Annotated in this window: 22 protein-coding genes and 1 pseudogene; 9 read left to right on the top strand and 14 right to left on the bottom strand. The window is 60.4% G+C overall.

Features of this window, described 5'->3' with window-relative positions; all coding sequences use genetic code 11:
• The first annotated feature begins 2 nt into the window (after positions 1-2).
• Both PSUB009319_RS10370 and bluB read left to right on the top strand, forming a co-directional pair.
• Positions 3-1,307, top strand: a complete 1,305-nt coding sequence (locus PSUB009319_RS10370; RefSeq protein WP_124382139.1) for a cobyrinate a,c-diamide synthase — start codon at positions 3-5, stop codon at positions 1,305-1,307.
• Positions 1,304-1,966 (top strand): 5,6-dimethylbenzimidazole synthase, encoded by a 663-nt coding sequence (gene bluB / locus PSUB009319_RS10365; protein ID WP_124382138.1) that lies wholly within the window; start codon positions 1,304-1,306, stop codon positions 1,964-1,966. The genes PSUB009319_RS10370 and bluB overlap by 4 nt, the downstream gene beginning before the upstream one ends.
• A gap of 1,292 nt (positions 1,967-3,258) precedes the next feature.
• Here bluB and PSUB009319_RS10355 read toward each other — a convergent pair.
• The 3 genes from PSUB009319_RS10355 to PSUB009319_RS10345 form a co-directional block, all read right to left on the bottom strand.
• The gene (locus tag PSUB009319_RS10355) at positions 3,259-4,290 is read right to left on the bottom strand and encodes a hypothetical protein (protein WP_124382136.1); all 1,032 of its coding nucleotides are present in this window, start codon (positions 4,288-4,290) and stop codon (positions 3,259-3,261) included.
• Positions 4,287-5,924 carry a hypothetical protein gene (locus tag PSUB009319_RS10350; protein ID WP_124382135.1) on the bottom strand — a complete coding sequence of 546 codons (1,638 nt, stop codon included), beginning with the start codon at positions 5,922-5,924 and terminating at the stop codon, positions 4,287-4,289. The genes PSUB009319_RS10355 and PSUB009319_RS10350 overlap by 4 nt, the downstream gene beginning before the upstream one ends.
• A gap of 353 nt (positions 5,925-6,277) precedes the next feature.
• Positions 6,278-6,919, bottom strand: a complete 642-nt coding sequence (locus tag PSUB009319_RS10345; RefSeq protein ID WP_124382134.1) for a hypothetical protein — start codon at positions 6,917-6,919, stop codon at positions 6,278-6,280.
• A 611-nt stretch (positions 6,920-7,530) separates the two neighbouring features.
• Here PSUB009319_RS10345 and PSUB009319_RS10340 point away from each other — a divergent pair.
• Positions 7,531-7,722, top strand: a pseudogene (locus PSUB009319_RS10340) (IS3 family transposase); the annotation flags it as partial.
• Between the two features lie 267 nt (positions 7,723-7,989).
• Here PSUB009319_RS10340 and PSUB009319_RS10335 read toward each other — a convergent pair.
• Complete coding sequence (locus PSUB009319_RS10335) at positions 7,990-9,624, bottom strand: acyl-CoA synthetase (RefSeq protein ID WP_124382133.1); 1,635 nt, start codon at positions 9,622-9,624, stop codon at positions 7,990-7,992.
• A gap of 198 nt (positions 9,625-9,822) precedes the next feature.
• Between PSUB009319_RS10335 and PSUB009319_RS10330 the strand changes: the two genes are divergently transcribed.
• Entirely contained in the window at positions 9,823-10,521 is a 699-nt protein-coding gene (locus tag PSUB009319_RS10330) for a Crp/Fnr family transcriptional regulator (RefSeq protein WP_124382132.1), read from the top strand.
• Positions 10,522-10,616: 95 nt separating this feature from the next.
• Positions 10,617-11,315, top strand: a complete 699-nt coding sequence (locus tag PSUB009319_RS10325) for an AraC family transcriptional regulator (RefSeq protein WP_124382131.1) — start codon at positions 10,617-10,619, stop codon at positions 11,313-11,315.
• Positions 11,316-11,429: 114 nt separating this feature from the next.
• On the opposite strand, the gene PSUB009319_RS10320 is transcribed toward PSUB009319_RS10325, so the two are convergent.
• Entirely contained in the window at positions 11,430-12,509 is a 1,080-nt protein-coding gene (locus PSUB009319_RS10320; protein WP_124382130.1) for an RNA polymerase subunit sigma-70, read from the bottom strand.
• A gap of 14 nt (positions 12,510-12,523) precedes the next feature.
• Complete coding sequence (locus PSUB009319_RS10315; protein ID WP_124382129.1) at positions 12,524-13,393, bottom strand: SDR family oxidoreductase; 870 nt, start codon at positions 13,391-13,393, stop codon at positions 12,524-12,526.
• 219 nt (positions 13,394-13,612) lie between these two features.
• Here PSUB009319_RS10315 and gstA point away from each other — a divergent pair, with 219 nt between their 5' ends.
• Positions 13,613-14,224, top strand: a complete 612-nt coding sequence (gene gstA, locus PSUB009319_RS10310; RefSeq protein ID WP_124382128.1) for a glutathione transferase GstA — start codon at positions 13,613-13,615, stop codon at positions 14,222-14,224.
• A gap of 31 nt (positions 14,225-14,255) precedes the next feature.
• Positions 14,256-15,047, top strand: coding sequence for an SDR family oxidoreductase (locus PSUB009319_RS10305; protein ID WP_124382127.1), 792 nt, complete (start codon positions 14,256-14,258; stop codon positions 15,045-15,047).
• A gap of 199 nt (positions 15,048-15,246) precedes the next feature.
• Here the strand turns inward: PSUB009319_RS10305 and PSUB009319_RS10300 are convergent, their stop codons facing one another.
• The 6 genes from PSUB009319_RS10300 to PSUB009319_RS10275 all read right to left on the bottom strand — a co-directional run bounded on the left by PSUB009319_RS10300 (position 15,247) and on the right by PSUB009319_RS10275 (position 20,438).
• The gene (locus PSUB009319_RS10300; RefSeq protein ID WP_124382126.1) at positions 15,247-16,038 is read right to left on the bottom strand and encodes a DUF2182 domain-containing protein; all 792 of its coding nucleotides are present in this window, start codon (positions 16,036-16,038) and stop codon (positions 15,247-15,249) included.
• Positions 16,035-16,679: a DUF1326 domain-containing protein gene (locus PSUB009319_RS10295; protein ID WP_124382125.1), complete on the bottom strand. Its 645-nt coding sequence runs from the start codon at positions 16,677-16,679 to the stop codon at positions 16,035-16,037. The genes PSUB009319_RS10300 and PSUB009319_RS10295 overlap by 4 nt, the downstream gene beginning before the upstream one ends.
• Before the next feature lie 362 nt (positions 16,680-17,041).
• Positions 17,042-17,902 (bottom strand): alpha/beta hydrolase, encoded by an 861-nt coding sequence (locus PSUB009319_RS10290; RefSeq protein ID WP_124382124.1) that lies wholly within the window; start codon positions 17,900-17,902, stop codon positions 17,042-17,044.
• A gap of 432 nt (positions 17,903-18,334) precedes the next feature.
• Positions 18,335-19,057: an anti-sigma factor domain-containing protein gene (locus tag PSUB009319_RS10285; protein WP_124382123.1), complete on the bottom strand. Its 723-nt coding sequence runs from the start codon at positions 19,055-19,057 to the stop codon at positions 18,335-18,337.
• Positions 19,054-19,764 (bottom strand): sigma-70 family RNA polymerase sigma factor, encoded by a 711-nt coding sequence (locus PSUB009319_RS10280; RefSeq protein ID WP_124382122.1) that lies wholly within the window; start codon positions 19,762-19,764, stop codon positions 19,054-19,056. The genes PSUB009319_RS10285 and PSUB009319_RS10280 overlap by 4 nt, the downstream gene beginning before the upstream one ends.
• A gap of 89 nt (positions 19,765-19,853) precedes the next feature.
• Positions 19,854-20,438: a fasciclin domain-containing protein gene (locus PSUB009319_RS10275; RefSeq protein ID WP_124382121.1), complete on the bottom strand. Its 585-nt coding sequence runs from the start codon at positions 20,436-20,438 to the stop codon at positions 19,854-19,856.
• 287 nt (positions 20,439-20,725) lie between these two features.
• Here PSUB009319_RS10275 and PSUB009319_RS10270 point away from each other — a divergent pair, with 287 nt between their 5' ends.
• On the top strand, positions 20,726-21,262 hold the full coding sequence (locus PSUB009319_RS10270) for a chalcone isomerase family protein (RefSeq protein WP_124382120.1): 537 nt from the start codon (positions 20,726-20,728) through the stop codon (positions 21,260-21,262).
• Between the two features lie 11 nt (positions 21,263-21,273).
• On the opposite strand, the gene PSUB009319_RS10265 is transcribed toward PSUB009319_RS10270, so the two are convergent.
• Positions 21,274-21,906 carry a lipocalin family protein gene (locus tag PSUB009319_RS10265; RefSeq protein ID WP_260392936.1) on the bottom strand — a complete coding sequence of 211 codons (633 nt, stop codon included), beginning with the start codon at positions 21,904-21,906 and terminating at the stop codon, positions 21,274-21,276.
• Here PSUB009319_RS10265 and PSUB009319_RS10260 point away from each other — a divergent pair.
• Positions 21,895-22,425: a DUF2878 domain-containing protein gene (locus tag PSUB009319_RS10260; RefSeq protein WP_124382118.1), complete on the top strand. Its 531-nt coding sequence runs from the start codon at positions 21,895-21,897 to the stop codon at positions 22,423-22,425. The genes PSUB009319_RS10265 and PSUB009319_RS10260 overlap by 12 nt on opposite strands.
• Positions 22,426-22,429: 4 nt before the next feature.
• Here the strand turns inward: PSUB009319_RS10260 and PSUB009319_RS10255 are convergent, their stop codons facing one another.
• Entirely contained in the window at positions 22,430-23,530 is a 1,101-nt protein-coding gene (locus PSUB009319_RS10255; protein ID WP_124382117.1) for a cyclopropane-fatty-acyl-phospholipid synthase family protein, read from the bottom strand.
• Positions 23,531-23,535 lie beyond the last annotated feature (5 nt).

The raw sequence follows: 23,535 nt of genomic DNA, 5'->3' as shown, positions 1-23,535 counted from the left end.
GCATGTCTGAGCAAGCCAAGCCTCGCTCGTGCCCGGCGCTGTTTCTCACCGCACCGGCCTCGCATCAGGGCAAAACCACGCTGACGGCCGGCCTCGCTCGTCATCACCGCAACCTCGGGCGCACGGTTCGCGTGTTCAAGACTGGGCCCGATTTTCTCGACCCCTACATTCTGGAGCGCGCGTCGGGCAACCCGGTGTATTCGCTCGACTTGTGGATGACCGGAGAAGCCGACTGTCGCCACCGGCTTTACGCTGCGGCAGCAGACGCCGACCTAATCCTGATTGAAGGCAGCATGGGCTTGTTCGATGGCACGCCTTCGAGTGCGGACCTCGCGGCTACGTTCAGCGTGCCAGTCCTGCCCGTCATTGACGCAAACGGCATGGCACAGACCTTTGCAGCAGTGGCCTACGGCCTGTCGAATTTTCGACCTGGGCTGCCGTTCCATGGTGTCGTGGCCAACCGCGTTGCCAGTGCCCGCCATGCCGAGATGCTGAGTGAGATGCTGCCGCCATCGCTGCGCTGCGTCGGCACCGTGATGCGTGACGATGCGATGACCTTGCCTGAGCGCCATCTTGGCCTGGTTCAGGCACAGGAGATCGTCGATCTCGAGCAGCGCATCGAGACCGCCGCGGCACGCATCGCCGGAACAGGGCTGTCGGAATTACCTCCGTCGGTCTCGTTCACGCCTGTCGCGGATACTCCAGTACCGAGGCTCCTGACGGGAACAAAAATCGCCGTTGCGCGAGACCAGGCCTTCTCCTTCATCTACCCGGCCAATCTAGAACTGCTCACCGCGATGGGAGCCGACATCGCGTTCTTCTCGCCACTGGCCAATGAACCGCTGCCGTCGGCTGACGCAGTCTACCTGCCGGGCGGCTACCCGGAACTGCACCTCGACACACTCGCCGCCAACAGCGTGACCAAGGCGACGCTGTGCGCGCACGTTGCAGCGGGCAAGCCTCTCTATGCTGAGTGTGGTGGCATGCTTTACCTGCTGGACTCACTCACCGACAACGCTGGTAGAACCGGCGCGATGCTCGATCTCCTGCCCGGCCATGCAACGCTGCAGAGCCGGCTTGCCGGGCTCGGCCTGCAATCGGTTGAACTCGACGGCGCAACGCTGCGTGGCCATGCTTTCCACTATTCAAGCCTGCAGACTCCGCTCGCCCCGCATACCCACGCCCGCCGCGCCAGCGGCACAGCACAGGGCGAAGCGGTCTATCGCCACGGCAGCATGCTCGCGAGCTACCTGCATTGCTACTTTCCCTCCAACCCGTGCGCCGCTGCCAGGCTATTCAAGCCATGAACCCGTATCGATACAGCGAAGATGAAATTGCCGCCGTCTATCGCGCCATCCGGGAGCGCCGCGACATGCGCCACTTCCGGTCAGACCCGCTCGACCCGGCATTGCTCGAACGCTTGCTGCACGCGGCGCATCTCGCCCCCAGCGTCGGCTTCATGCAGCCCTGGCGCTTCATTCGCATCACTGACAGGTGCCTGAGAGCGCAAGTCCATGCGCTGGTCGAAGCCGAACGCGAGCGCACCGCGGCTGCACTGGGCGAGCGCCAGGACGAGTTCATGCGACTCAAGGTCGAGGGCATCCTGGACTGCGGGGAAGTTCTGGTGGCCGCCCTCATGGATGGACGCGAGCGGCATATCTTTGGCCGACGCACCATGCCGGAGATGGATCTCGCCTCGGTGGCCTGTGCCATCCAGAACATCTGGCTTGCCGCGCGTGCGGAAGGGGTCGGTATGGGTTGGGTTTCCTTATTCGACCCTGAACAGCTCGGCCGACTGCTACGACTGCCGCCCGGCGCCCGGCCAGTTGCCGTCCTCTGCCTCGGTCATGTCGACAGCTTTTACGAGAAGCCGATGTTGGAACAGAAGGGCTGGGAAAAACGGCGATCACTCAACGAAATGCTGTTCGAAAACAGCTGGAGTGATCACGGCACCGCGCGCTCTTAGATGATGCACGCGTCGTGGCTCTCAATATCCACGCCGATGAAAGGGAGTCGTTGGCATCCCAGGAACAGGCGGGAACGCCACGAACCCCCAACGGCATGTGCGGGCTTCGCCGGCAAACATTAGAAGCTCCGCATCCGAGCGCACACCTTCCAGAGCAAGAGAAAAGGAGTCTCGCCCGTTTAGCCGAAGATAGCCTTCCGCATACATCGCAAGGAAAATCGCCCGAAGCGGTAGCCGAGGCAGGCTTTGAAGGGAAGGTTCTGTAATTCGGAAGAATCCCCACGGCATCGCGGTCCGGACATCAGCATGAACTGAACAGTCGCGGTAGTCTCGCTCGATTGCGTATCGCAGCAGTTTATAGGCGCACTCCTCACGAGGAACCCCACGACAGTCAATGTCACCGTAGTTGAGCGGCTTGGGTTCCATCAGACACTCCCTCAGATAGTCTTCCCTCGGTGAATGCTGGCAGTGCGCCAGAATCCAGCGTTGCAGCAAGCGAAGCGTTGCTTGATAGACGCCAATGACCCGCCGTTCAACTTTTCTTGATGTTAACTGGTACAGCGATACTTTTTGTCGCCACGTCAGCACTGTCAACACCGGGGAAGCCTCAAGGAACGGGGCCGGAACCAGGGTGCAGAACACACTGGCACGGCGGCTCGCCAGCTCACCTCGCAGAGCGCGCCCACAGTTCGCCTGAAATAACTGAGGAATGGTTCGACGTTCGGCCATAAGCCGCTTTGCCCAATTCCAGTAAGGGGCGAACGCCTCTAGAAGCATAGATCGCTGCGCTTCTAGCTGATAGTACGTTGCCGGTGTGGGAACCTGAAGTCCCAGCGGACGACGGCAATACGCGCAACGATAGGGCGTTTTGAAGAGCCATTCGGTTATCGCACATTCTCCCACTGAGACACCGCAGCATGGGCACGACTGCACTAGTGGCTCCCCATGTAGAGGGCAAGCCGCTATGGGTGAGAGCTGGAATAGGTAAGAGTGGTAGCCGTGTGAGGCACATCGCGCGCAGAAACGAAGCTTCGTGGACAGTAGTCCCGTTTGCTGCAACTGGAAGTACAGGTGCTCCTCTCGCTTATCGAGTTGCCAGTTGGTTAGTTGGGCAAGCCTGGATTGCCCTGCCTCCGTCAGCACAATCGGCGACCAGTACGTGGTGCATAAACCTTCCGCACGAGCATCACGCGCATTCAATGCATTCATATGGGCCAACCTCAAGAGCACCGACTCGGTTGACTCGAAAGGCAGCGGAGCGAGATCCGCGCCTGCAACCACGGAAAGAATGGTCATTTCATCAGCAGCCGCGGCGGCGTATAGTTTCCACGAAGCACTGCATACTGAACGGCTCTCTTCCAATCTTCCGGCTGCAAATTGAACTCGGGCGCGTCCAGCTGGGCACTGCGCAGCAGCGTCCAGCGAATGGCGTTGAATATCACGCCTAGCGTGGGCTTACTTTGCCCTGCATTAGGAAAGCACTGTGAGAGCGTTTCGAACACATGCAACGTTTGTTCTGCCAGTCGAAAGCCATTCGCATACGCTTGCGGGAAGAAGAATTCGGTCCAACGAACATCGCTCCCTTCGGGGAACTCCGATGCGTCGAACGCTTCGAGAATCACCTCGATGTCATGTGCGGTAGTTACCCCCCTTAGCCCAAAGTGCTTGCAGAAGAAGTGCCGGAGCAGCGATCGATCGTACGGGGGGGCCTCAAAGGTACGTATGTCCCGCTGATTGTCCGCAACCATTGCTGTTAGCAGAACAACGCCTCTAGCCCACAGGCGATCCTGAAGATCGAAGAGGGCTTCGAGTTCTCGCTCTTGAATTTCTTGCGCGTTGTCTACGCACCAGATGGCGGTGTAGCCCGTGCCACGCCTACGGAGATCGTCGACGATTTTCGTTACGAGGCGTTCGCGCAATGGAATGACATCACCAGATAGGAAAGCATGCTCCGTGCTGCTAAGCATGGCCTGCCAGGCAGCCTTCTGATTGGGCACACCTGACGCGCTCGCGCAATGGTAGTAGGCTCCGATCTGTGGATACTCTGACTCCAGCAATTTCATGCATATACGGAGGGCGCAGGAGCGACCATCTTTCCGCTCCCCGGAGATGTAAAGTCCTTGTTCGCCAAGCAGGATGGCTGCTTTAAAGTTTCGATACATCTCCTTCGCCATTGGTGTGACGACTTGAGTTTGATACCTCATCGCTGGGTGTTCAAAGAACAGCTCGCGCCGAAGAGGCGTATCTCCCACGAGCACACTCTTTGATACCCCTTGCCAACCGGCGATGGTCGCCTGCTCGATTACCAGGGGTTCGACCATCATGGCCTGCCTCGCTTGGTGAGGTCAGGAACCTCGTCCAGACCGAAGGGGTCAAGCCCTGAGCCGCCCCGCAATTCACCAACGTCAACGCCATTTGGCTCCTGATAACCATCTCCAGCCTCGGAATCGTGTGGGCCGGTGCCGGCATGAGCTTCCCGCAAGCGTTGCTCGCGGGCGAACCATATCGCGTCTCTGGATGAGCGCTTCCGCGATCTTGCTCCTGTTCTCGTCTGGCGAGTTGCCGCCCATTCCTTTTGCCATACTTCCAGTGGGTCTTCGCGCTCGTGTGCCGCGAGCCGCAGCCCTGCTCGGTTGATCAACTGCCGCATGCGCAATGAAATGGCATACTCGCGCCACGCTCGCTCAGGGATAAGCAAGCCGAGGCTTTCTCCAGTCTTCGGCAATATGGCGGTTGCCAGTCGTGCGTCGTATCTCTTGATGTATAGCAGTATCGATTTCCCGAGCAACTGCCAGGAGCTAGCAAGTACAGGATTGGTGTATCGGCATCGCCCCCATCGCACATAGGGTCGCTCACCCTTCTTCAAACTACCGCGTACGGTACATTCGACAATGTGGTCGAGAAGGTCCGAATTCTTTATGGCGATCTGCGGCAGTGGATTGGGGAAGACGCCAGAGGCGGGATCGGCCAGTGCGCGTGAAATGTATTCGGTAGGCGAAGACCAGTGAAGGCGCTCACTGGCATTCCGGTTGTGCGCTCTGCAGCAATTGCGCAGTAGTCGCTCTACTTCGCGGTAGTCCAGATGTAGGCTGATCGCTTCTTTGGCGGCGTCCCCTCGGAGGGGATCCATCGGTCCTGTACCGTAGCTAGACCGAAGGCGCTTGGCTCCGGTCGCGGAAAGGCGTCCAATGACATGTTCTACAACGTCGCGGCGCACCCACGTTCGATACGGTCCAAAGTTCACCGCACATCCCAAGGTGAAGATGATGCGATCAACAACCTCGAACGCTCTATTGCATCGTGCGTTGTCGAGCTTTAGAACGGAGACGCCGGAGAACCCAAACGACGGCAGCAACTCATGGATATGCGTTGGAAGCTCAGCCGCTCCGCTTTGTGTCGCCTTCTCGGAATAGGTCTCAGGCCTAATTGCGCGATCCAACGCCTCCAATACACTGTCCGCACTAGGGTCGACCTCCATGGTGTTGAACGCGCTCCAGGTGCCGGAGGTGTATTCGTCCACCAACACGGCAATGTACCAACGCGGCAAAACTTGCGCTAACTCCTTGCCCTCCGGGGTCTTGAACGTAAAGCAGGACGCCGTATCGGCTTTGCCGTAATCCAAGATCGCAAAGGTGCCCGGACGTAGCGGCTGAATCAAAGGGGGGATGCCCCTCCCTACTTTCGCTAGGCGGTCGGCCGCAGCCTTCCCGTATCGCATCTTTACGCCACGATCGGCGTTCTGCGCAATCAGCTGCTTGCAGTAGCGAATCAGCGTGCAGTAGCCCTGATCGCCGCAGCAAAACGGCCAGTCTGTTTCGTCTAGGCCGAGCCGACGAAGCTCTTCAAGCCAACCAGCATGCACCGTCCGAAACGTCGGGCGGCGCTCCAAGGCGCGCTCGTCAGTTCCGAGAAGCAGCCTGTACAAGATGTCCTCCACCTCTGCGTGCTGTTCCAGCAAGCTCCCCATGGCGCCGGCGTAACCGGAAGAAGAGCCAGGAGTCAGGCGAAGAGGTTTCCTACGTTGATATACCCGAATCCTCAGCCTTGGAAGCAGACCGAACAAACCGTAGATGCCGCCGGTGGGACTGGGAGCGGTGAACCGTTGCAGCAACCGGAAAACCTCCCTGCGCCCCAGGCCCACCTCGGATTGGATCGTCGGGAAATCACGCCGCTCGGCGTACATCCGTAGCGCGCGTTCTCGACGTCGATAGATCTCCTGATCCTGCTCGCTCAGTTGAAGGATTGCGGGCCGTGGCCAGCTTTCCGGTCGGCCGAAGGTCGCGGGGATGCGTGTACGCGTGCAGCCTCGGCTCATAAGCCCTCCGCATGCAGGATCGATGCATCGCTCAGCAACGTGGTTGTCAGATCAGCCGTTAGTCGGCCTAGCTGCAGCTCGCGGGCAATCACCGCCAGCATGATGGCGGGATCACAGCCAGGTTGATGCAACGCGATGGTCAACTCGAACGAGCGTGTGCGGGAGAGGAGTGCCGCCAGCGACTCCGCCTCGGTCTCACGTGACAAAGACCGCGCGGCCGTCATAGCACGGGACAGCACCAGCCAGTTGTCGAACAAATAGCGCTGCTGCTCCAACTCACGAACCGTCACAATGCAGCATGCAGCTTGGCGTTCGCTTGCTCGCTGATTGAGCTCGCTGAAGGCCGCTGACCATTGCTCACCCCAGGGAGGTTCGTTCCGACGGTAGCAGAACCACGTCTGCCTAGCCTCCACGTCTTCGGCAATCGAAAAGCTAATACCGGAAACATTGCCAGGCGCTTCCCCTGGGTTCGGAAGAGCTGGAGGCCGATAACGCACAAAATTGGGGTTTCCCTCAAGAAGAACGCAATGCATGAAGGGCACGTCACCCTCGATGCGATACAGCGCCTGGTTCTTATTGGAAAAGAAAATCCAAAGATTAGCTGCGTAGTTGTGCCTGCGCAGCTTGCTCGAATTCACACTATCCCGCCAGCCTCGCGGGGATGGTTGAGTGCGCATGATCGACTCCCAAATTCACTGCGCACAGAACCCTTGACTTCGGCGGGAAAACGACCAAAATCAGACTGTACGCTAAGGAGGGACGAAGATGTCTTGCTGTAACAAGGCCTCTTCCTGAAAGTGATTTACTGTCTTAGCAGCATCCTCCACGCATGGAACAAGGCGACCGAGCAAGGTCGCCTTTTCTTTTGAGCAAGCAACCCCTTGACGTTAATATAAATCCCCGGCATTTCAAGGTCGCCTTGATAAATCAGCTTTGCGGGCTAGACTACCCAAGTCGATATAATTTTTTGGCGAGCTATTGTGCAATATTTATTGCACACAAATCCATATCACATTGGAGTTATTTAATTAAAGAACAAAAAAATATATCACCATTAGCTATGGCGATTTGAGAACGAATACCAAGTGATGGGCGTAAGGAAACTGGTGGACGCGGCACGCTGATCCGCCGTCGGAAGACGCGCCCAGTGGAACATCCCCCTGAATCACCGGACGCAGTCACCCACTTAAACTACGGGTACGGCCGGGCAAAAAAGTTGATTGCGCGCTCGCCATCGTTGCCACGGGACGAGCCGCTGCGAGCGACGTTCGCTGTGGACTGCTGCGACCGCGAGGCGACGAGCTGGGTAGCGACGACCGGTGGCTACAGGGGCGATGTCGTGCGCGACGTGATGCTGGCAGCCGTCGAGCGGCGTTTCGGCAATGTTCCGAAAGCCCCATCGGAAATCGAATGGATGACGGACAGCGGTTCGGGCTACATTGTCGGGAATCCACCCAAGATGTCACCGCTCGAGATCTGGACTACTACTACAATCAGCGGCTTGTCAAATTGTGCACAGTGTTCTTCCCATGTGCGTCGCACCGGATTCTATGCACATCTTTAAGTCTCTTCAGCACGGCGGAAGCTATTTTCCCGCCGCCCCTAAGGGCATAAATTCGTTCTCAACGTTCCTGAGGTTTCCGGAACTGGCCGTGCGCAGTCAAACATACCCTCGCTCCTTGGGGAAGGGAATTACGTCGGAGCACTCTCAAACGTCGATGGCTGACGTCGAATTCACCTTGCGGCGCAGTTCGTACTTCTGGATCTTGCCCGTCGACGTCTTGGGCAGCGGACCAAAGAACACCGCCTTCGGCACCTTGAAGCTCGCCAGCAGCGTCTTGCAGTGCGCGATCAGTTCTTCGGCGGTGGCGGTAGCGCCGTCCTTGAGTTCAACAAAGGCGCAGGGCGTCTCGCCCCACTTGACATCGGGCTGAGCGACCACGGCGGCAGCCAGCACTGCCGGGTGACGATACAGCGCGTCTTCCACCTCGACGCTGGAGATATTCTCGCCCCCCGAGATGATGATGTCTTTGCTGCGGTCCTTGATCTTGATGTAGCCATCGGGCATGCAGACGCCCAGGTCACCGGTGTGGAACCAGCCGCCAGCAAAGGCCTCGCGTGTGGCCTTCTCGTTCTTCAGGTAGCCCTTCATGCAAATGTTGCCGCGGAACATGATCTCGCCAATGGTTTCGCCATCGGCGGGCACAGGCTGCATGGTGTCTGGATCGAGCACCACCACCTGCGACTGCAGGTGATAGCGCACGCCTTGACGCGCCTTCATGGTCGCGCGGTCGTGCTCGGGCAGTGCGCGCCAGGCATCCTGCTCTGCGCAGACCGCTGCGGGGCCGTAGACCTCTGTGAGGCCATAGACGTGGGTGAGCTCGAAACCCATCGCTTCCATCTGCGCCAGTACAGCGGCCGGCGGCGGTGCACCCGCTACCATGCCACGCACCGGCCCGCGCAGCCCTTCACGCCAGGATGGTGGCGCGTTGACCAGCGCCGTGTGCACGATAGGCGCGGCGCAGTAGTGCGTCACACCTTCGTCGCGCATCAAATCGAATACCACCTTGGGCTCGAACTTGCGCAGGCAAACGTTGACACCCGCACGCGCCGCAATCGTCCAAGGGAAACACCAGCCGTTGCAGTGGAACATCGGCAGCGTCCACAGATAAACGGGGTGCTTGGGCAGATCCCACTCCAAAATATTGGACACCGCGTTGATGGTGGCGCCGCGATGGTGATAGACCACGCCCTTCGGGTCGCCCGTGGTGCCAGAGGTGTAGTTGAGCGCAATGGCATCCCACTCGTCGGCCGGCAGTTGCCACGCGTAGAGCGGATCGCCCGAGGCGAGGAACGACTCGTAATCCGTTTCACCGAACGGCTCGGCCTGTGGACCCAGCGCGTCGTGCACGGCAATCACCTTGAGTCCAGGGATCTCCAGCGCCATCTGCCGCGCCAAGTCGGCAAACTCGGAGTCGGCCAGCAGCACGCGCGCCTCACCATGGCGCAGCATGAAGAGCAGATTGGCGGCATCCAGGCGGATATTGAGTGCGTTGAGTACCGCACCCGCCATGGGCACGCCAAAATGGGCCTCAACCATGGCCGGGGTGTTGGGCAACAGCGCGGCCACTGTCTCGCCCCGGCCGACGCCGGCAAGAGTCAGCGCGCTGGCCATACGGCGTGCCCGCGCGTAGGTGTCGCGCCAGTTCTGGCGCACCGGGCCGTGCACGATGGCCAGGCGGTCGCCATACACCTCTGCTGCGCGCGCGAGAAACTCGATCGGGGTGAGCGGTACAAAGTTGGCTGCGTTACGGGCCAGACCGCTATCAAAATCTGTGGGCATTACCGTGTCTCCATTGCGTGGCGGGCGCTGTTGCTTTTTGATGGGCAACGCTATCATCGGCCAGCTTCCGTACTCTGTCATCCGGATGACAAACTGCCCGAAAACCGGCGTCAACCCAAGGCTGACAGGGTTCTTACAAAACGAACGCCCTCCCCACGCGCCGGCCTCCATTTCACTGATGTTATGCACGCCCTCACCATGACCGCACCTCGCGTTCTGTCGCCTGCATCCCAATTGGAGGGCCACGCGTGGTTTACCGCGCTGGCCCCCGAACACCAGGCGCTCGCCGCACGCGAAACCGTGCTGCAGGCGTTCGAGCCCGGCGCCTTTATCGCACGGCGCGGCGAACCCTCGCGTTACTGGATTGGGGTGGACAGTGGCCTCATCAAGTTGGCCGTGTACACATCTGATGGGCGTGGCTGCACGTTCTCAGGTGTACCTGCAGGTGGCTGGTGTGGTGAAGGTAGCGTCATCAAACGCGAAGATCGCCGCTACGATGTGATTGCCATCCGTAGCTCGCACGTGCTGCTGGTGCCCGAGCCCGTGTTCAACACGCTGCTTGCACAGAGCCTGCCGTTTGCCAGCTTTGTGGTGCGCCAGCTCAACGAGCGCATGGGCCAGTTCATTGCCACCGTGCAGAACGACCGTCTGCTGAGCGCCGATGCACGGGTGGCGCAAGCGATTGCCCAGTTGTTCCATCCTGCCCTGTACCCCCGCACAAGCACGGTGCTGGAACTGTCACAGGAAGAGATCGGGTTGCTGACGGGGTTGTCGCGCCAACGTGTGAACCTGGCGCTACGGCGGCTCGCCGATGGCGGCATGATCACACTGTCGTACCAGACCATCCGCGTAACCGATCTGGAGCGGTTGCGCCTGTTCGGGCTCTCGGAGCTATAGGCCGCCCCAAATACTGTCACCGAAGCGACATTGTCCCGCGTGCGGGTAGACATAGAATCCTGCGACAGCTGCCGCCTGCCCTCACCTCGTCACCCATGCCGCTCACTAGCAGCACCTACGTTCGACTGTCACGCCTGCGCTTTCCGTTTGCGGTACGCGTTCAGGCTGAGCAAGGTAGCGCCTGCCTGCGTGATGCGAACGGCCGACGCGAGGTACGCCCCGGGGACCCATTTATCGTGCCCGCTTTCGCCCATTTCGGCTGCGACTTGCCGGGAACGCCTTGGCAGCCGATCACCATTACGCTCGCGGCAGTGCCCGATGCCAGTTGCCCACGCATGGCAGCCATCCATCACGACAAGCCATGGTCACGCACCTTGGCCAACCTGGTGTTCGAGCACCCGGCGGGGGTATGGAACGCAGCGACTCTGAGCGAGCTTTGGCGGACAGGCACGCGACAGATGCGCGCGCGCCTGTTTGCAGAAGGTGAAGCGTTCAATGCACTCGTGCGCGAACAACGCGCCGCGCAGGCGCTCTACGCGCTGGCCTCGCTGGCCTCGCTGGAAGGCAGTACCGTGCCGTTAGCAGACACGCTGGAGATCACTGAGACGTTGAAGACGCTTGCTCGGCAAAGCGGTTTGCAATCCATCAACGCATTGAACGCAACCTGCGCCAACCTGTTTGGTATCGAACTCGAACAGTTGATGCCTGCATACGCAGCGACCTCGGACACCACCGAGCATGCTGGCTCTGCAACCTGGACCGGCTGGGACCAGCCACTGGCGTTGAGGGCCTAGGTACCGTCCATCACCACTTCGAGATGGGACGCTCCCGAACCAGTAAAAGTGCATGCAATTTCTTACGCATGGCGCAGTACAGCCATTTTTTTGACTGGAACATTGCATCCAGATTTACATCGCCGCACTCCAGTCGATAGTCGCAGGAGCGGCGGCGGTGATAGTCCTGGGCAAGCCGAACGCATCAAACAGGCGCGTCACATTTCCCCCAACAAAGAGCGTTATCCGTGAGATTTCGTCTGCATCAACCGACAGGACATGCAGCGAATGCGCAGCCAGCGGCGCCATTGGAGCGGAGTGCGAACGGAAATACGCTGCAAATCCAGGGGCGCCATTTGCCCGAATTGCTTTCATATGTATGTCCAAGTATGACGGCCACGCCCATGCGAAGAAAGCGCGTATCGATTCTCGTCCGGCGTACCACTGCGCTAGCGGTGGCATCGTGTAAATCGCATCTTGCTTGAGCAGTGTGGCTAACCGATCGGCATCGCGCTCTTCCCACGCTTGCACGTAGCCTTGAAGAAGGCTCCTTTCGCTTGGAGTTGTCTCGCTTACGTGGGAGGTCTCTCCGGTGCTGTAACCAGTGGCCAATTTCAGGCGGGCGCGTTGCAAGGCGCTGTTGATTGAGGCGACAGTTGCTCCCAGCAAGCCTGCCGTCTCCGCTACCGACCACCCGAGTACATCACACAGCAAAAGCGCAGCCCGTTGTCGTGGGGCGAGTTGCTGGATGGCGGCCATGAACGCCAGGCCCGTGGCTTCTCGCATGCTGATACGTGCCTCGGGAGTCGGGCCTGGATCAGTGACGGCATCGAGTTCCGATTGTGGGTAAGGCTCCAGCCAAGCAACATCTGGCGCGGGTCGCCCGTCTGGCATGTCGGTGGTGGGGCCGTCGAGCTGATCTGGGAGGATGCGCGCCAGATTTTTCCGTTTGCTCAACGCGTCAAGACAGACGTTTGTCGCGATCCGATAGAGCCATGCCCGAAACGAACCGCGGCCATCGAACGTGTCGTAACTGCGCCATGCACGAACGAACGCATCCTGAACGGCATCCTCGGCCTCATGCAGTGACCCGAGCATGCGGTAACAGTGAACCTTGATTTCCCGCCGCGCCGCGCCGAGAAGTCGATTGATATCCCTGTCACCAAGTTCGTCGCTGTGGGGGGCAACTCCCGACCTGCTGCCCAGAGGCTTCATGCGTGGTCTCCCCTTTACCGGCTTGCGCCAAAGTCTATGGCATGCCGCTCGGCAAATCTGCCAAAGAACGTCGGCGATACATTGAAGCGCTTGTGCGTCGATAGATCAATGGTCGACTCAGACCCGCCCTGGAGCCGTTCGTGGACTTGCTTGTCCAGCGCGTCGGCAACCTCTGTAGGAATGCCCGCCGCAACCAGGGCACGCCAACGCTCGAGCGGACTGATGGGTACATACCTGATCTTGCGGCCGGTTGCCGCGGACAAATGCTGCGCAATGTCCGCCATGCTCAAAAGCTCAGGCCCCGTCATTGGCAGCACTTCCCCATGGTAGCCGCCATCCCGAAGCAACTGAAAACCGACCTTTCCAACGTCGATCAAATCCACCGGACTCAGCCTAACGTTGTCGAGCGCCAGATACAGCGAGCCATCGTTAATGACGCTCGGTGCTTCAAAAATGTATTCCTGCATGAAACCGGTGGGCCTGAGGCTCGTCCAGGCCATGCCGCTACCCCGCAGGTGCGCTTCGATCCGCTTGTGCATGTTACTGAACACGAACGTCGTTTCTCGCCCCGCGTTCAGACCGGATAACTTGATCAGGTGCTGAACACCGGCCGCTTTACAGGCGTCGATGAAGGTGACTTGCGTACGGAACATGTCCAATGCAGGCGACGAAATCATCAACACTCGGGTCACCCCGCGCAGCGCGTTGCCAAGCGTTAGGGGTACCGCCATATCCCCTTCGACAACCTCGATCGTGGGGATACCGCGGTACCAATCGGCCTTCAGTTTGTCTCGCACAAGGAGCCTCACGGGAACACCGTGCTTGATGAATTCCTGTGCAATGTATGAGCCGGTGCGCCCTGTAGCGCCAGTCAGCAACAGCATATTTGTATCTCCGGGTAGTCAGTCGTGGTTTCTGCAGGGACCAACAGTGCGATCCCTCACTGAACAAGACTGATCTGCCCCGCCGTTCTCATCGGCCGTTCTGACGGTGAGCGAAATTTTTTCTGGCGCCCCGATGAATTTCAATCGCGTGCCCAGTCATATCAGTAAGCCCCAGCACAGCCGACAGGGGCGATTGCCCCATCCACCCATGGACCAATCATGAAGCTCTACTACGCGCCCCAAAGCTGCGCTCTCGCACCGCACATCGTCGCCGTCGAAGCCGGCATCCCGATCACCGCTATCCCTGTCGACATTCCCACTCTCAAAACCGATGCGGGCATCGACTACCTGACTATCAATCCAAAGGGCTTCGTTCCGGCACTTGAACTCTCCGATGGTCAGGTTCTAACCGAGAACGCTGCAATCCTGCAGTTTCTCGCCGATCAGGCGCCCGGCGTTGGATTGGCGCCCGCCAACGGAACGTTCGAGCGCTCCCGTCTCCACGAGATGCTGCACTACCTCGGCACCGACATTCACCGCGGCTACAGCCCGCTATTTCGGAGGGAAACTCCGGCTCAGACCCGGGAAGAGAGACAGACCAGCCTCCGGCGCCACTATGCAGTTCTCGATACCCTGCTGTCGCGCGCGCAGTTTCTTCTCGGCCACCAATTTAGCGTTGCCGACGCGTATCTCTTTACCTTGACGCGCTGGGCGAAGCTCATCCAATTGGATCTTTCCCAATTCGGCCACCTGCAAAGCTTCCAAGCGCGTGTTGCTGCTCGTCCAGCAGTGGTCGCCGCAATGAAGGCTCAAGGTTTGGTTGACGCGTGACGCCCTAATACTTTTGGCCCGAGAGGACACCATGCATTCACCGAATACAGCAGTGCCCGCGCCTGCCGCACGCACCGATTTGCAGGGCAGGATCGCGATGATTGTGGGAGCAAGCCGCGGCTTGGGGAAAGGCATCGCCAAGGCGTTTGCCGATGCAGGCGCCAAGGTTGTGGCCGTATCACGCACGCCAGTGCCCGCAGATGCGCCAGGAGATGGCGCCACACACACTGAGATTGCTGATGCCCGCACTGACACAACTGCCGCCACGCTGCTGACGAAGCATGACCCAGACATCCTGGTCCTGGTCGCCGGTGCCATTCCACCCATGGGGACAATCCGAGAACAGTCTTGGGAGACGTTCTCCCTCAACTGGGACACCGATGTGAGAATAGCCTTCCATTGGTTGCAAGCGGTCTTGTCGAAACCGCTGAAGCCAGGAGCGCGAGTGGTCGTGATCAGCAGCGGCGCAGCGATCGCCGGCTCACCACTAAGCGGGGGCTACGCGGGCGCCAAGGCAACTCAGCGCTTCATCGCACAGTACGCGCAGGACGAGGCATTGCGCGCCGGCCTGGACATTGCAATCTCGACCGTGCTGCCGCGTTTCGCGCCGGCGACTGGCGTTGGCACGCTTGCGGTACGCGCATACGCCGAACGTGCGGGTGTCGACGTCGATGAATACCTCCAGACGTTTCAGCGCGCCTTCGGAGCGCTCGTCACGCCCGAGAGTGCCGGCTGCGCAATAGTCGGCCTCGCCTGTACAGAAGCCTCGGAAATAGCTCCTGCTTACTTGTTGACGGGAGACGGCTTGCAGAAGCTCAGCTAACGATATGAACTGAAGAGCGGCTTGATCCCGTTCTCCTGGTAGTTTCTCGACTTGATCACTTTGAACTGAGGGGGCGCAGCGCGTTGAATTCCAACGCCGATCGGTGCGTTGACTGCGGTTCGGCTCTGGTGATGCGCCTAAGCCCGGTTTCGGGTGTCTCCAACGCGCTGCGGTTGCGCAGGCTCACCTGCTCTGCCGATCACACCAGCAGGGTGGCAACTGCCCACACAATCAACGCGGCCCCCAGCACGTGACCGACGCGTTCACCGCCGGGCAGGACTTTTTCCACAAAGACAAGCAGCGACAGTGCGGCAATCCAGACAAGATTCATGATGCCGCCGACGAACAACAGCGCCATCAGCAGCCAGCAACAGCCAACGCAGTAACTGCCATGGCGCACCCCGAGCAGGAAACTTCCCACGGGGCCCGGACGCCAATGCGCAGTGAGGAAACTCACCGGTGAACGGCACTGCGTCAGGCAGGCGCGCTTGAGCGGCGAGAATTGATAGGCGCCGGCCGCGGCCAGCACGAGCGCAGAGAGGTACGCGCTCTTCGACCACAGCATCATTTCCGACATGACGCCCGTCGGCTGCAGTGCTTTCTGCAAAGCTGCCGCGCAGATCGAGAAAAGCAGCCAAGCGCCCAGATAGCCAGCCAGAAGAGACATCGACAAGGTGACTGACTGGGCGCCGGCCGTGCCGTGGTGGTGCAACACGCGTCGATACAGCAAGACGAGCGGCGCAGCGCTGGGCGTCATCATCGCGACCATCATCACCCACCACATGAAGATCACGGTCGGCAGCGAAGGATCCATGCCGCCGCCGTCATCTGCAAGCCGATGCGGAAACAGCGCAATGGTTGTCATGTCAAGCGCGGACATGCCCATTCCCGCGCCTGTCCATAGGTAGCGCCACGACAACGCAACGGCAGCGATCATGCCGACCGCCGCGATGACACGTTCACGCCCAAGGATACTTTCGACGCGCCTCATATGGCAGCGAGATGCCGGATCGGTCCTTTGTTATTCAGGTGCAGCCGCGCGAATTGCGCGTAAGTCCCCTTGAGATCCAGTGCGATGTTTCCCTGCGAGCGGCTGGTGCCGGAGCCGACCTCGGCAAGTTCGTATTCGAAACCGTGTGGCAAGTGAATCCGCGCCCGATGCTCGGCGCCCGTCACCGGATTATGGATCGGTTCCCCGGCCACATCGAATACGCCGTCGACATGAATCTGGCCGCGTCTGGCGTCGACATCGACGTCGTAATCGATCTTCGTAAAGATCGGATCGAATGCCTGCTCAAGCGTCGATGCAAAGACCGAGAACATCGTCGCGAATGGCTCAGTGTCCTGTCCCGTCATGATCTTCAGGATCGCTTCGCGTTGTTCGGGGCTGGCCCGTTCGTCAACGATCGGCTGGCACTTGCCCTTGCCTTCATGAATCGGCCCTGGCCACTGAAACACCACCGCCATGTTGACGCCATCGAGCCGCACGTCTCCGTAGTAACCGCGACTGATCGATATGGCGCCCATTGCTTCGCAAAAGCCGTGGGTCGGCAGCGCATTGAATTGACAAGGGCAACCGTATGCGCAATTGCAGTTGATCAACTCGGTGCCTTGAATTTCCCAGGAAATCATTGCCGTTCTCCTCGTGCCCCACGATGCGGGGCTGGAATCTAGCAGGCGTTGGCAGGCCTATGCGGGAACGCATCGACCATGGAACCAAATGCCGCAACAATGATGCCAACAGCGTAAGCCGTTGATTTTCAATGGAAATTCTTCTACTAAAAGGTTTGCCTGAATGCCGGACTGCCAAAAGCGTTTCAGTTCCGATACGCAGGCATAGCGGCACGCCGACACCCATCGCGCGAGTCTGGAAAGGCTGAACTGAACGCGTGTAACGCACACCGCATCCCGCACCGCACCGCACCGCACCGCACCGCACCGCACCGGACGGAGCGTGCGCCGTGCGGGGCAAGCACGGATGCCTGTACGAGGCGCTATGTCTTGGCGACGAAATCGGCCATATCAGATAGCACCGGCCCAAGAAATTGCAGCGGCGGAGCAAGTGCTGCGACCAGCGTCTTATGATCCAGGCGCGGGTAGACCTTGAGTTCAACCGGATGTCGATACGCCGTCAAACGCTCGGCCAGCGATAGCGTGTTGCGGCGCACGTCGACATAGGCATCGTGCTCTCCGGTGAGCAAAAGCGCGGGTGGCTGCCAACGTTGATCGACATGAAACAACGGCTGACTGTCTTGCGTCTCGTGCGGATGATTGAACACGGGCAGTATGTCAGCCGTCTGGATCGGCAGGAAGTTATACGGCCCTGCCATTCCGATCCAACCCGAAAGCGACTCGGTACTCAGCCCGTACGCCCCCAGCCAGCGCGAGTCCGTGGCCAGCATGGCTGCGTTGTAGGCGCCCGCGCTATGGCCGGCAACGAACAGTCGCGCATCTGCGTATCCCTGCCGTGCGAGCCAGCGCTGCGCAAAGGCCGTGGCGGCAGCACAGTCCTCCAGAAAACCCGGATAACTCACTTCCGGATAGAGCCGGTAGTCGACCACCATGGCAATCGCACCAACCGCTGCCAGTGCCTCACCGACGAAGGCGTAGTCCGCGCGTGCGCCCTCTCGCCAAGAGCCTCCGTAAAAGAACAGGACGGCGCGTGCGGGCCCCGCCATGGGCCGGACAGGTCGATAAACGTCCAGCTTCTGCCGTGGGTTGTCGCCATATGCCAACCCCGGCGTGAGGATATTGGCGCCGGACCTGGACACGGCGTTCAGAACATCCAGGGCGGAACAGCCAGCCACGGTCGATAGCGCTGCGGCCAGCCAGGCTCGACGAGTCAAGCGCGTCATCGACATACTCAATCCAGTGCCGGGGCATGTCGGCGCGTTTCGCACGCACAGAGGCGCACACCGGAATGAGTCTGAAGCCAGCCAGCACGGCAGCAATTGAGCCGGATCACCATGGATATAAAAGAGGAGCCGTTATGTGTGCTGGCATATACGGCCCGTCGGCGCGAGTGGATGCAGCCGTGCCTGCACAAGAGCCCTCACCCACACCGGAGTTTCGTCAGATCGCGGTTCATCTTGCGTCCGGGCTCGAATCCGCCACCATGCCTTTGATGCCACAGTCCCTTTCAGCCGGGGGGGGCCATGGTTTTTTTACTGCCGCTGATAACGCAAAGGCCGGCAAATTCGCCGGCCCTCACTTACACAACTCAGCATCTGCCAGGCTTGTGCAATCTCTGCGTCCTCTAATGCACCTGCAGCGCGTGCCAGCCGCCGCTACGTCTCATGCATTGCGCCCTTGCCTACGACGGGACCTGTCGGTTGTCCCGTTGGAGAGCCCCCTTTGGGCTCCAGTGAAACGGCAAGAACCGCACGGGCATTGACCTTGGCTGCATTTTCCTTGGATAGCGCGATCGAGGTCGATCGATTGGACGAGAACACGCCCAATGATATTGGCTTGCTATTTTCGGGAATCAGCCAGAGTTCGGTCGAGGCGCTCTCGGCAACCTGCAACGCAACGGCCGGCACCACGACAATCTCCCGCTTTGCCGTGTCGATCGTCATTGTCCAATGCGGCAAGCCATTCTCGCCGGTGATGGCCGCTGCTATGTAGGCAGGCTTCGCACCAGGCGGTGTCGCCGTCGGTGCAAACAGGGAGAGATTCAACGCAACAACCGCAACCATCGCAAAGGTCGTTGCGAGCGCAAAAGTGCGCCAGAGGCCAATACTGTTCCAGATCCGCCGCACTGTTGACTCACGCGCAGGCGCTGTTGCGTGATCAACGTGGCCCAGGTCGGCCTGGATCCGCCTCCACACACGCGCGGGCGGCTGCAGCGCTTCGGCGTCTTCCCCGAGGGGCGACAGGCGCGCCTCCCAGGCGCTGACGGCATTCCTCAGGGCAGCGTCCTGATCCAGCGCACGCTCAAGCGCCTTGCGCTCCCGGCTCTCCAACAGTCCAAGAACGTATTCGGCGCAGTCCAGATCGCGATCGGGCGTCATGGCTGTTGCTCCAGGCACGTCTTCAACTGCAGCAGACTGCGCCGCACCCAACTTTTCATCGTACCGATGGGCACGCTCAGGCGCGCTGCGAGTTCCGGGTAGCTCGCACCCGTAAAAAACGCTTCGACGATCACGCCACGCTGTCGCGCTTCAAGCTTTTGAATGCAGCCGTCGAGACGTCGCCGCTCCTGACTCATGCCAGCCGCCTCCGGTGGCGTCGCTTGCTCGTCGACGATGTGCGTCCAGTCAGTCTCTTCTCCCGCTGTCTCGCGCATCTGACGAAGGCGATCGATTGATTTGTTTCTCGCCAGCGAAATCAGCCACGTCATGGCAGTTCCTCGGCCAGGATCAAACTGATCGGCGCGCTGCCAGACGGCGACATAGATTTCCTGGAGCACATCTTCCGCCTCACCTGAGCTGCGGAGGATGCCGTATGCCAGCGAGTAGAGCTTGGGAGAAGTGAGGGCGTAGAGTTCGGCGAAGGATGCGCGGCTGCCTTCTGCCGTGTCTTTGAGGAGCTGAACCAAATGTTCCCGGCCACCTTCCTGGCGCGCTGATGTTGAGTCCTCGGACTCGAGCAAAGATGCTCCGACAACGTGCATATGATTTCGCGTGCCTCGGTTGCCCGCAACGGGATGCGGCAAAGGTATACCAACGGCGTCGTTCGCGCAACGAGCGTCCGGGGCGAAGCGAAGTTTGGATGGCATGCCGTTTCTCTCATCACCGTTCAAGCACGCGCGAGGGCATATGCCCCCGCGCTGCACGTGATCGACTACGCGGCCGCTTACGTGACCGATTACGGCAGCAGTACCTTGTCCACGACGTGAATCACGCCGTTGGACTGGTACACGTTGCCGATCGTCACGGTGGCGACGCCGCCCTTGTCATCGGTGACGGTCAGATGATCACCCTTCTGCATGACCGTAAGCGCATCACCCTCGACGGTCTTGAGGGACGCCTTGCCGCCGCCATCTGACACGGCTTTCATGAGGTCCTGGGCAGTGAGCCGGCCAGGCACCACGTGATAGGTCAACACCTTGACCAGGGTCGGCTTGCTCTCCGGCTTCAGCAGGTTATCGACCGTGCCGGCGGGCAACGCGGCAAAGGCCTCGTTGGTTGGTGCAAACACGGTGAACGGCCCCTTCCCGGACAGCGTATCGACCAGACCGCCCGCCTTCACAGCAGCCACGAGCGTGGTGTGGTCCTTCGAATTGACGGCGTTCTGAATGATGTTCTTGGACGGATACATCGGCGCGCCGCCCACCATGACGGTCGCTTCGCTGTCGCTCATGGCGGCCGCCGCAACAGAGGCGTAGCTGCCAGAAATCACTGCGAGGGAAAGCACAACACCAGACAGCCCAGCCAGTTGATACTTTTTCATTGTTGACCTCAATCGTGGCACTTCGCAACGTGGAAGCAACCGATATACGAACGGCAGTCGCGGGCGGATGCACTGGCAGGTCGTGCAACAACGCAGCAGCCGATTGCGCTGAGTTGAACCAGGCTTGCGTCAGAAAAAATCCCGCGCAGATTTGCCGCGCGCGGTGAACACTGAGTACAGTGCAAGACAACCGCCGCGCACCCGGTTCAACGGCGATGGCGTTATGCATGCCTTTGGGCATCGCGGGCTTGACGACCCACCCACTCCGCAGCACGAACCTTTGTCATATGTTTGCCAAGCGCCTCCAGACCCTCCGCGCAGTGGCCGCAGCACTCGGCGCGGCCGCGAGCTTTCATACCCTTGCTGCTTGCCACGACACGCTGACGCCCGCCGAGTTGTCGGGCAAGGGCGCGTTGTGTCTCTTCGGATTCTGTCTGTACGACGCGCAGTTATGGAGCGCCAAGGTCCCGCCAGGCTACGACGCCCCTTTTGCGCTGGAGATCACATATCGCCGTGCCATCACAGGCACCCGCCTCGTCGATACGGCCATTGATGAAATCCGGCGGCTGCAGTCGCCCGTGCCGTCAGACGCAACGCTGTCACAGTGGCAACGCGCGATGGTGCCGGCCTTTCCCGACGTCAAGTCCGGCGACACGTTGTGCGGCGTCTACCTGCCAGACCGCGGTGCACGCTTCTATGCCAATGGGCGCCTGACGACCGAGGTGGACGACACCGCCTTCGCACGTGCCTTCTTCGATATCTGGCTTGCACCCGGCACTCGGGCACCGGCGCTGCGCCGCCATCTGTTGGGCGAGTCACGTTGATGCACACGCGGCTAATCGGCGTCTCCCGGCGATTGGAAGCCCGGTTGCCCCAGTTGGCTGGGAAATTGCGGCACGCGGCGCAGGCGCGATGTGTCGTAGCCCATAGCTTCAAGGCGGCCAAGCGCCGCGCGGTAGTCGGCATCGCTCATGTCGGGGTCGCGCGAGAACACCCAGCCCAGGCTCTTGTCGGGGTAGCCCAGAAGCGTGACCCGGTAATCCGGATCAACATACAGCGTGAGCTGCGAGACGTAGATGGGCCAAAACAGGCGCACGCGCCATTCGCCGCCGCCGCTGCCCGGCACGACCGAATCGACAAACTGCATGCGCTTGAAGGCTGCGTCGAAACCGCCAGGCCGGTAGACGTAGGCATCGTCGATACGGCCGTCGGGGCGCAGGGTCCATTCGGCGTAGCTGCCGACATTGCCCCGCTCGCCAAAGTACGGAATATTCGCGATGACATACCACCGGCCCATGTAGCGCGGGAGATCAACCGGCACCGTATGCAACGGCACCGCTGCCCTGGGATTCGGATTGGGCGGCGGGCCGGAGCACGACGCTCCTGCGAAGACCAGTCCGGCCAACACAAGGCAGCGCGCCCAACGTGACGGGGTAAGCGAACTGTGGCTTCTTTCATGCGTTTTCATCGCACCCTCTTCTATGCGGTGGCCGGACAAGCCGGCTGGTTTATCTGCGTGCTCAGCGCAGCACGCGATGTTGCCTCGGTGGGCATCGCCTTCGTTGCGATCCTGCTGGGGCTTCATCTGCAACAAGCCCGCCAGCCCAGGAAGGAGCTGTGGCTGGTGCTGCAGGTGGTCGCGGCTGCGGCGCCATGGGAAACGCTTTTGATACGCGCTGGCCTGATCGCCTATCCACATGGCACGCTTTGGGCAGGCTTTGCGCCGCCGTGGCTGCTTGCGCTTTGGGTGCTGTTCGCAATCCAAGTGAATATCCTCTTCCGTTGGCTGCGCGGCCGCTGGCTGCTAGCGATGACGCTGGGGGCCGTGGCTGGCCCGTTGTCATTCCGCGCGGGCGCGGCGCTCGGCGCGGCGCAGATCCCGGATGTGCCAGTGACGATGGCCGTGCTGGCCGCCGGGTGGGCGCTGTGGCTGCCGATGCTCGTGTGGACCGGGCAGCGCAGCGATGGAACGCGCACGCTGCCCTAGACTTCTAGCGCTTTACAAACCGGTAATGCGCCACGCCCCACTCGTTGCCGCCGGCATAGCCAAACAACGTCGACACTGCCAGGTAAAACATGCGCCAGCGCTGGAACCACACCGCGGCGTTACGGGCGCCATAGGTCTGGGCAAACACTGGCATCAACCGGCTGCGGGCGTCATCAAGGTTGGCCAACCAATGGTCGGCCGTGCGCGCATAGTGCGTGCCGCTGACCCACCATTGCCTGGTCACACGCAAGTCGCTCTGGAAGTGCAGCAACAGCGCCTCCGACGGCATGGTCCCGCCCGTGAAGAAGTACTTCGACATCCAGTCAGTACCGTCCTGCACCTCGAAGTGATACGCCAGCGTGCGGTGCGCAAAAATGTGTACGAACAGCACCGCATCGGGGCGCATCCACCGCGCAATCTTGGCGAGCAACAGGCCGTAGTTCTTCATGTGCTCGAACATCTCAATCGACACGACGCGGTCAAAGCGCCCGCCTTCTGGCATCTCTGCAAACTCGAAATCGACGATGTTTCCCGTGTGCACGCTCAGGTTGGTCAGGCCCCGCTCTGCGGCACGTGACTCGATCCAGCGACGCTGCCCCTGCGCGTTGGACAATGCCACGATGCGTGCCTTGGGATAGCGCTTGGCCATCCACAGCGAGAGCGAACCCCAGCCGCACCCCAAGTCGAGAATGCATTGGCCATCGGCCAGACCGGCGCGTTCGGCATAGCACTCAAACATGGCTTCCTCGGCCTGGGCCAGGGTTTCCGTACCGGTTGGGTACAGCGCGCATGAATACTTCAATTGAGGGCCGAGATGGGCCTCAAAAAATGCCGGCGGCAATTCGTAGTGCTGGGTGTTCGCGGCATCGGTCTCAATGGCGATGGGGCTGGCACGCAATTCATCGAGCAACGCATTGGTGCGCCGCGAACGCAGTTCGCCGTTGTTGATGCCCTCATCGCACAGACGCTGGCGCATGAGGCTGCGCATGCCTGCACGAACGAGCCCATCCGGCAGCCAGCCGCGCTCACAGCATTGAATGAGCCAACCGTCGCGCGGCTCTGCAGCACGCTCGGGGGGCATCGTGGACGTGGATAACGCAGTCATAAGAG

This window comes from Ralstonia sp. SET104 (assembly GCF_003851545.1).
Taxonomy (GTDB): Bacteria; Pseudomonadota; Gammaproteobacteria; order Burkholderiales; family Burkholderiaceae; genus Ralstonia.
This window is presented reverse-complemented; position numbering and strand designations above follow the sequence as displayed.

Bases quoted from the DNA above. Each gene is read 5' to 3' on its own strand.
- PSUB009319_RS10285 (WP_124382123.1), bottom strand. From the start codon at position 19,057: ATGACGCCCGATCGCGATCTGGACTGCGCCGAATACGTTCTTGGACTG.
- PSUB009319_RS10315 (WP_124382129.1), bottom strand. From the start codon at position 13,393: ATGCTGTTGCTGACTGGCGCTACAGGGCGCACCGGCTCATACATTGCA.
- PSUB009319_RS10305 (WP_124382127.1), top strand. From the start codon at position 14,256: ATGCATTCACCGAATACAGCAGTGCCCGCGCCTGCCGCACGCACCGAT.
- PSUB009319_RS10370 (WP_124382139.1), top strand. From the start codon at position 3: ATGTCTGAGCAAGCCAAGCCTCGCTCGTGCCCGGCGCTGTTTCTCACC.
- PSUB009319_RS10355 (WP_124382136.1), bottom strand. From the start codon at position 4,290: ATGATGGTCGAACCCCTGGTAATCGAGCAGGCGACCATCGCCGGTTGG.
- PSUB009319_RS10320 (WP_124382130.1), bottom strand. From the start codon at position 12,509: ATGAAGCCTCTGGGCAGCAGGTCGGGAGTTGCCCCCCACAGCGACGAA.
- bluB (WP_124382138.1), top strand. From the start codon at position 1,304: ATGAACCCGTATCGATACAGCGAAGATGAAATTGCCGCCGTCTATCGC.
- PSUB009319_RS10290 (WP_124382124.1), bottom strand. From the start codon at position 17,902: ATGACGCGCTTGACTCGTCGAGCCTGGCTGGCCGCAGCGCTATCGACC.
- PSUB009319_RS10295 (WP_124382125.1), bottom strand. From the start codon at position 16,679: ATGATTTCCTGGGAAATTCAAGGCACCGAGTTGATCAACTGCAATTGC.
- PSUB009319_RS10260 (WP_124382118.1), top strand. From the start codon at position 21,895: ATGCGTTTTCATCGCACCCTCTTCTATGCGGTGGCCGGACAAGCCGGC.
- PSUB009319_RS10275 (WP_124382121.1), bottom strand. From the start codon at position 20,438: ATGAAAAAGTATCAACTGGCTGGGCTGTCTGGTGTTGTGCTTTCCCTC.
- PSUB009319_RS10265 (WP_260392936.1), bottom strand. From the start codon at position 21,906: ATGAAAACGCATGAAAGAAGCCACAGTTCGCTTACCCCGTCACGTTGG.
- PSUB009319_RS10335 (WP_124382133.1), bottom strand. From the start codon at position 9,624: ATGCCCACAGATTTTGATAGCGGTCTGGCCCGTAACGCAGCCAACTTT.
- PSUB009319_RS10255 (WP_124382117.1), bottom strand. From the start codon at position 23,530: ATGACTGCGTTATCCACGTCCACGATGCCCCCCGAGCGTGCTGCAGAG.
- PSUB009319_RS10325 (WP_124382131.1), top strand. From the start codon at position 10,617: ATGCCGCTCACTAGCAGCACCTACGTTCGACTGTCACGCCTGCGCTTT.
- gstA (WP_124382128.1), top strand. From the start codon at position 13,613: ATGAAGCTCTACTACGCGCCCCAAAGCTGCGCTCTCGCACCGCACATC.
- PSUB009319_RS10300 (WP_124382126.1), bottom strand. From the start codon at position 16,038: ATGAGGCGCGTCGAAAGTATCCTTGGGCGTGAACGTGTCATCGCGGCG.
- PSUB009319_RS10270 (WP_124382120.1), top strand. From the start codon at position 20,726: ATGTTTGCCAAGCGCCTCCAGACCCTCCGCGCAGTGGCCGCAGCACTC.
- PSUB009319_RS10330 (WP_124382132.1), top strand. From the start codon at position 9,823: ATGACCGCACCTCGCGTTCTGTCGCCTGCATCCCAATTGGAGGGCCAC.
- PSUB009319_RS10280 (WP_124382122.1), bottom strand. From the start codon at position 19,764: ATGCCATCCAAACTTCGCTTCGCCCCGGACGCTCGTTGCGCGAACGAC.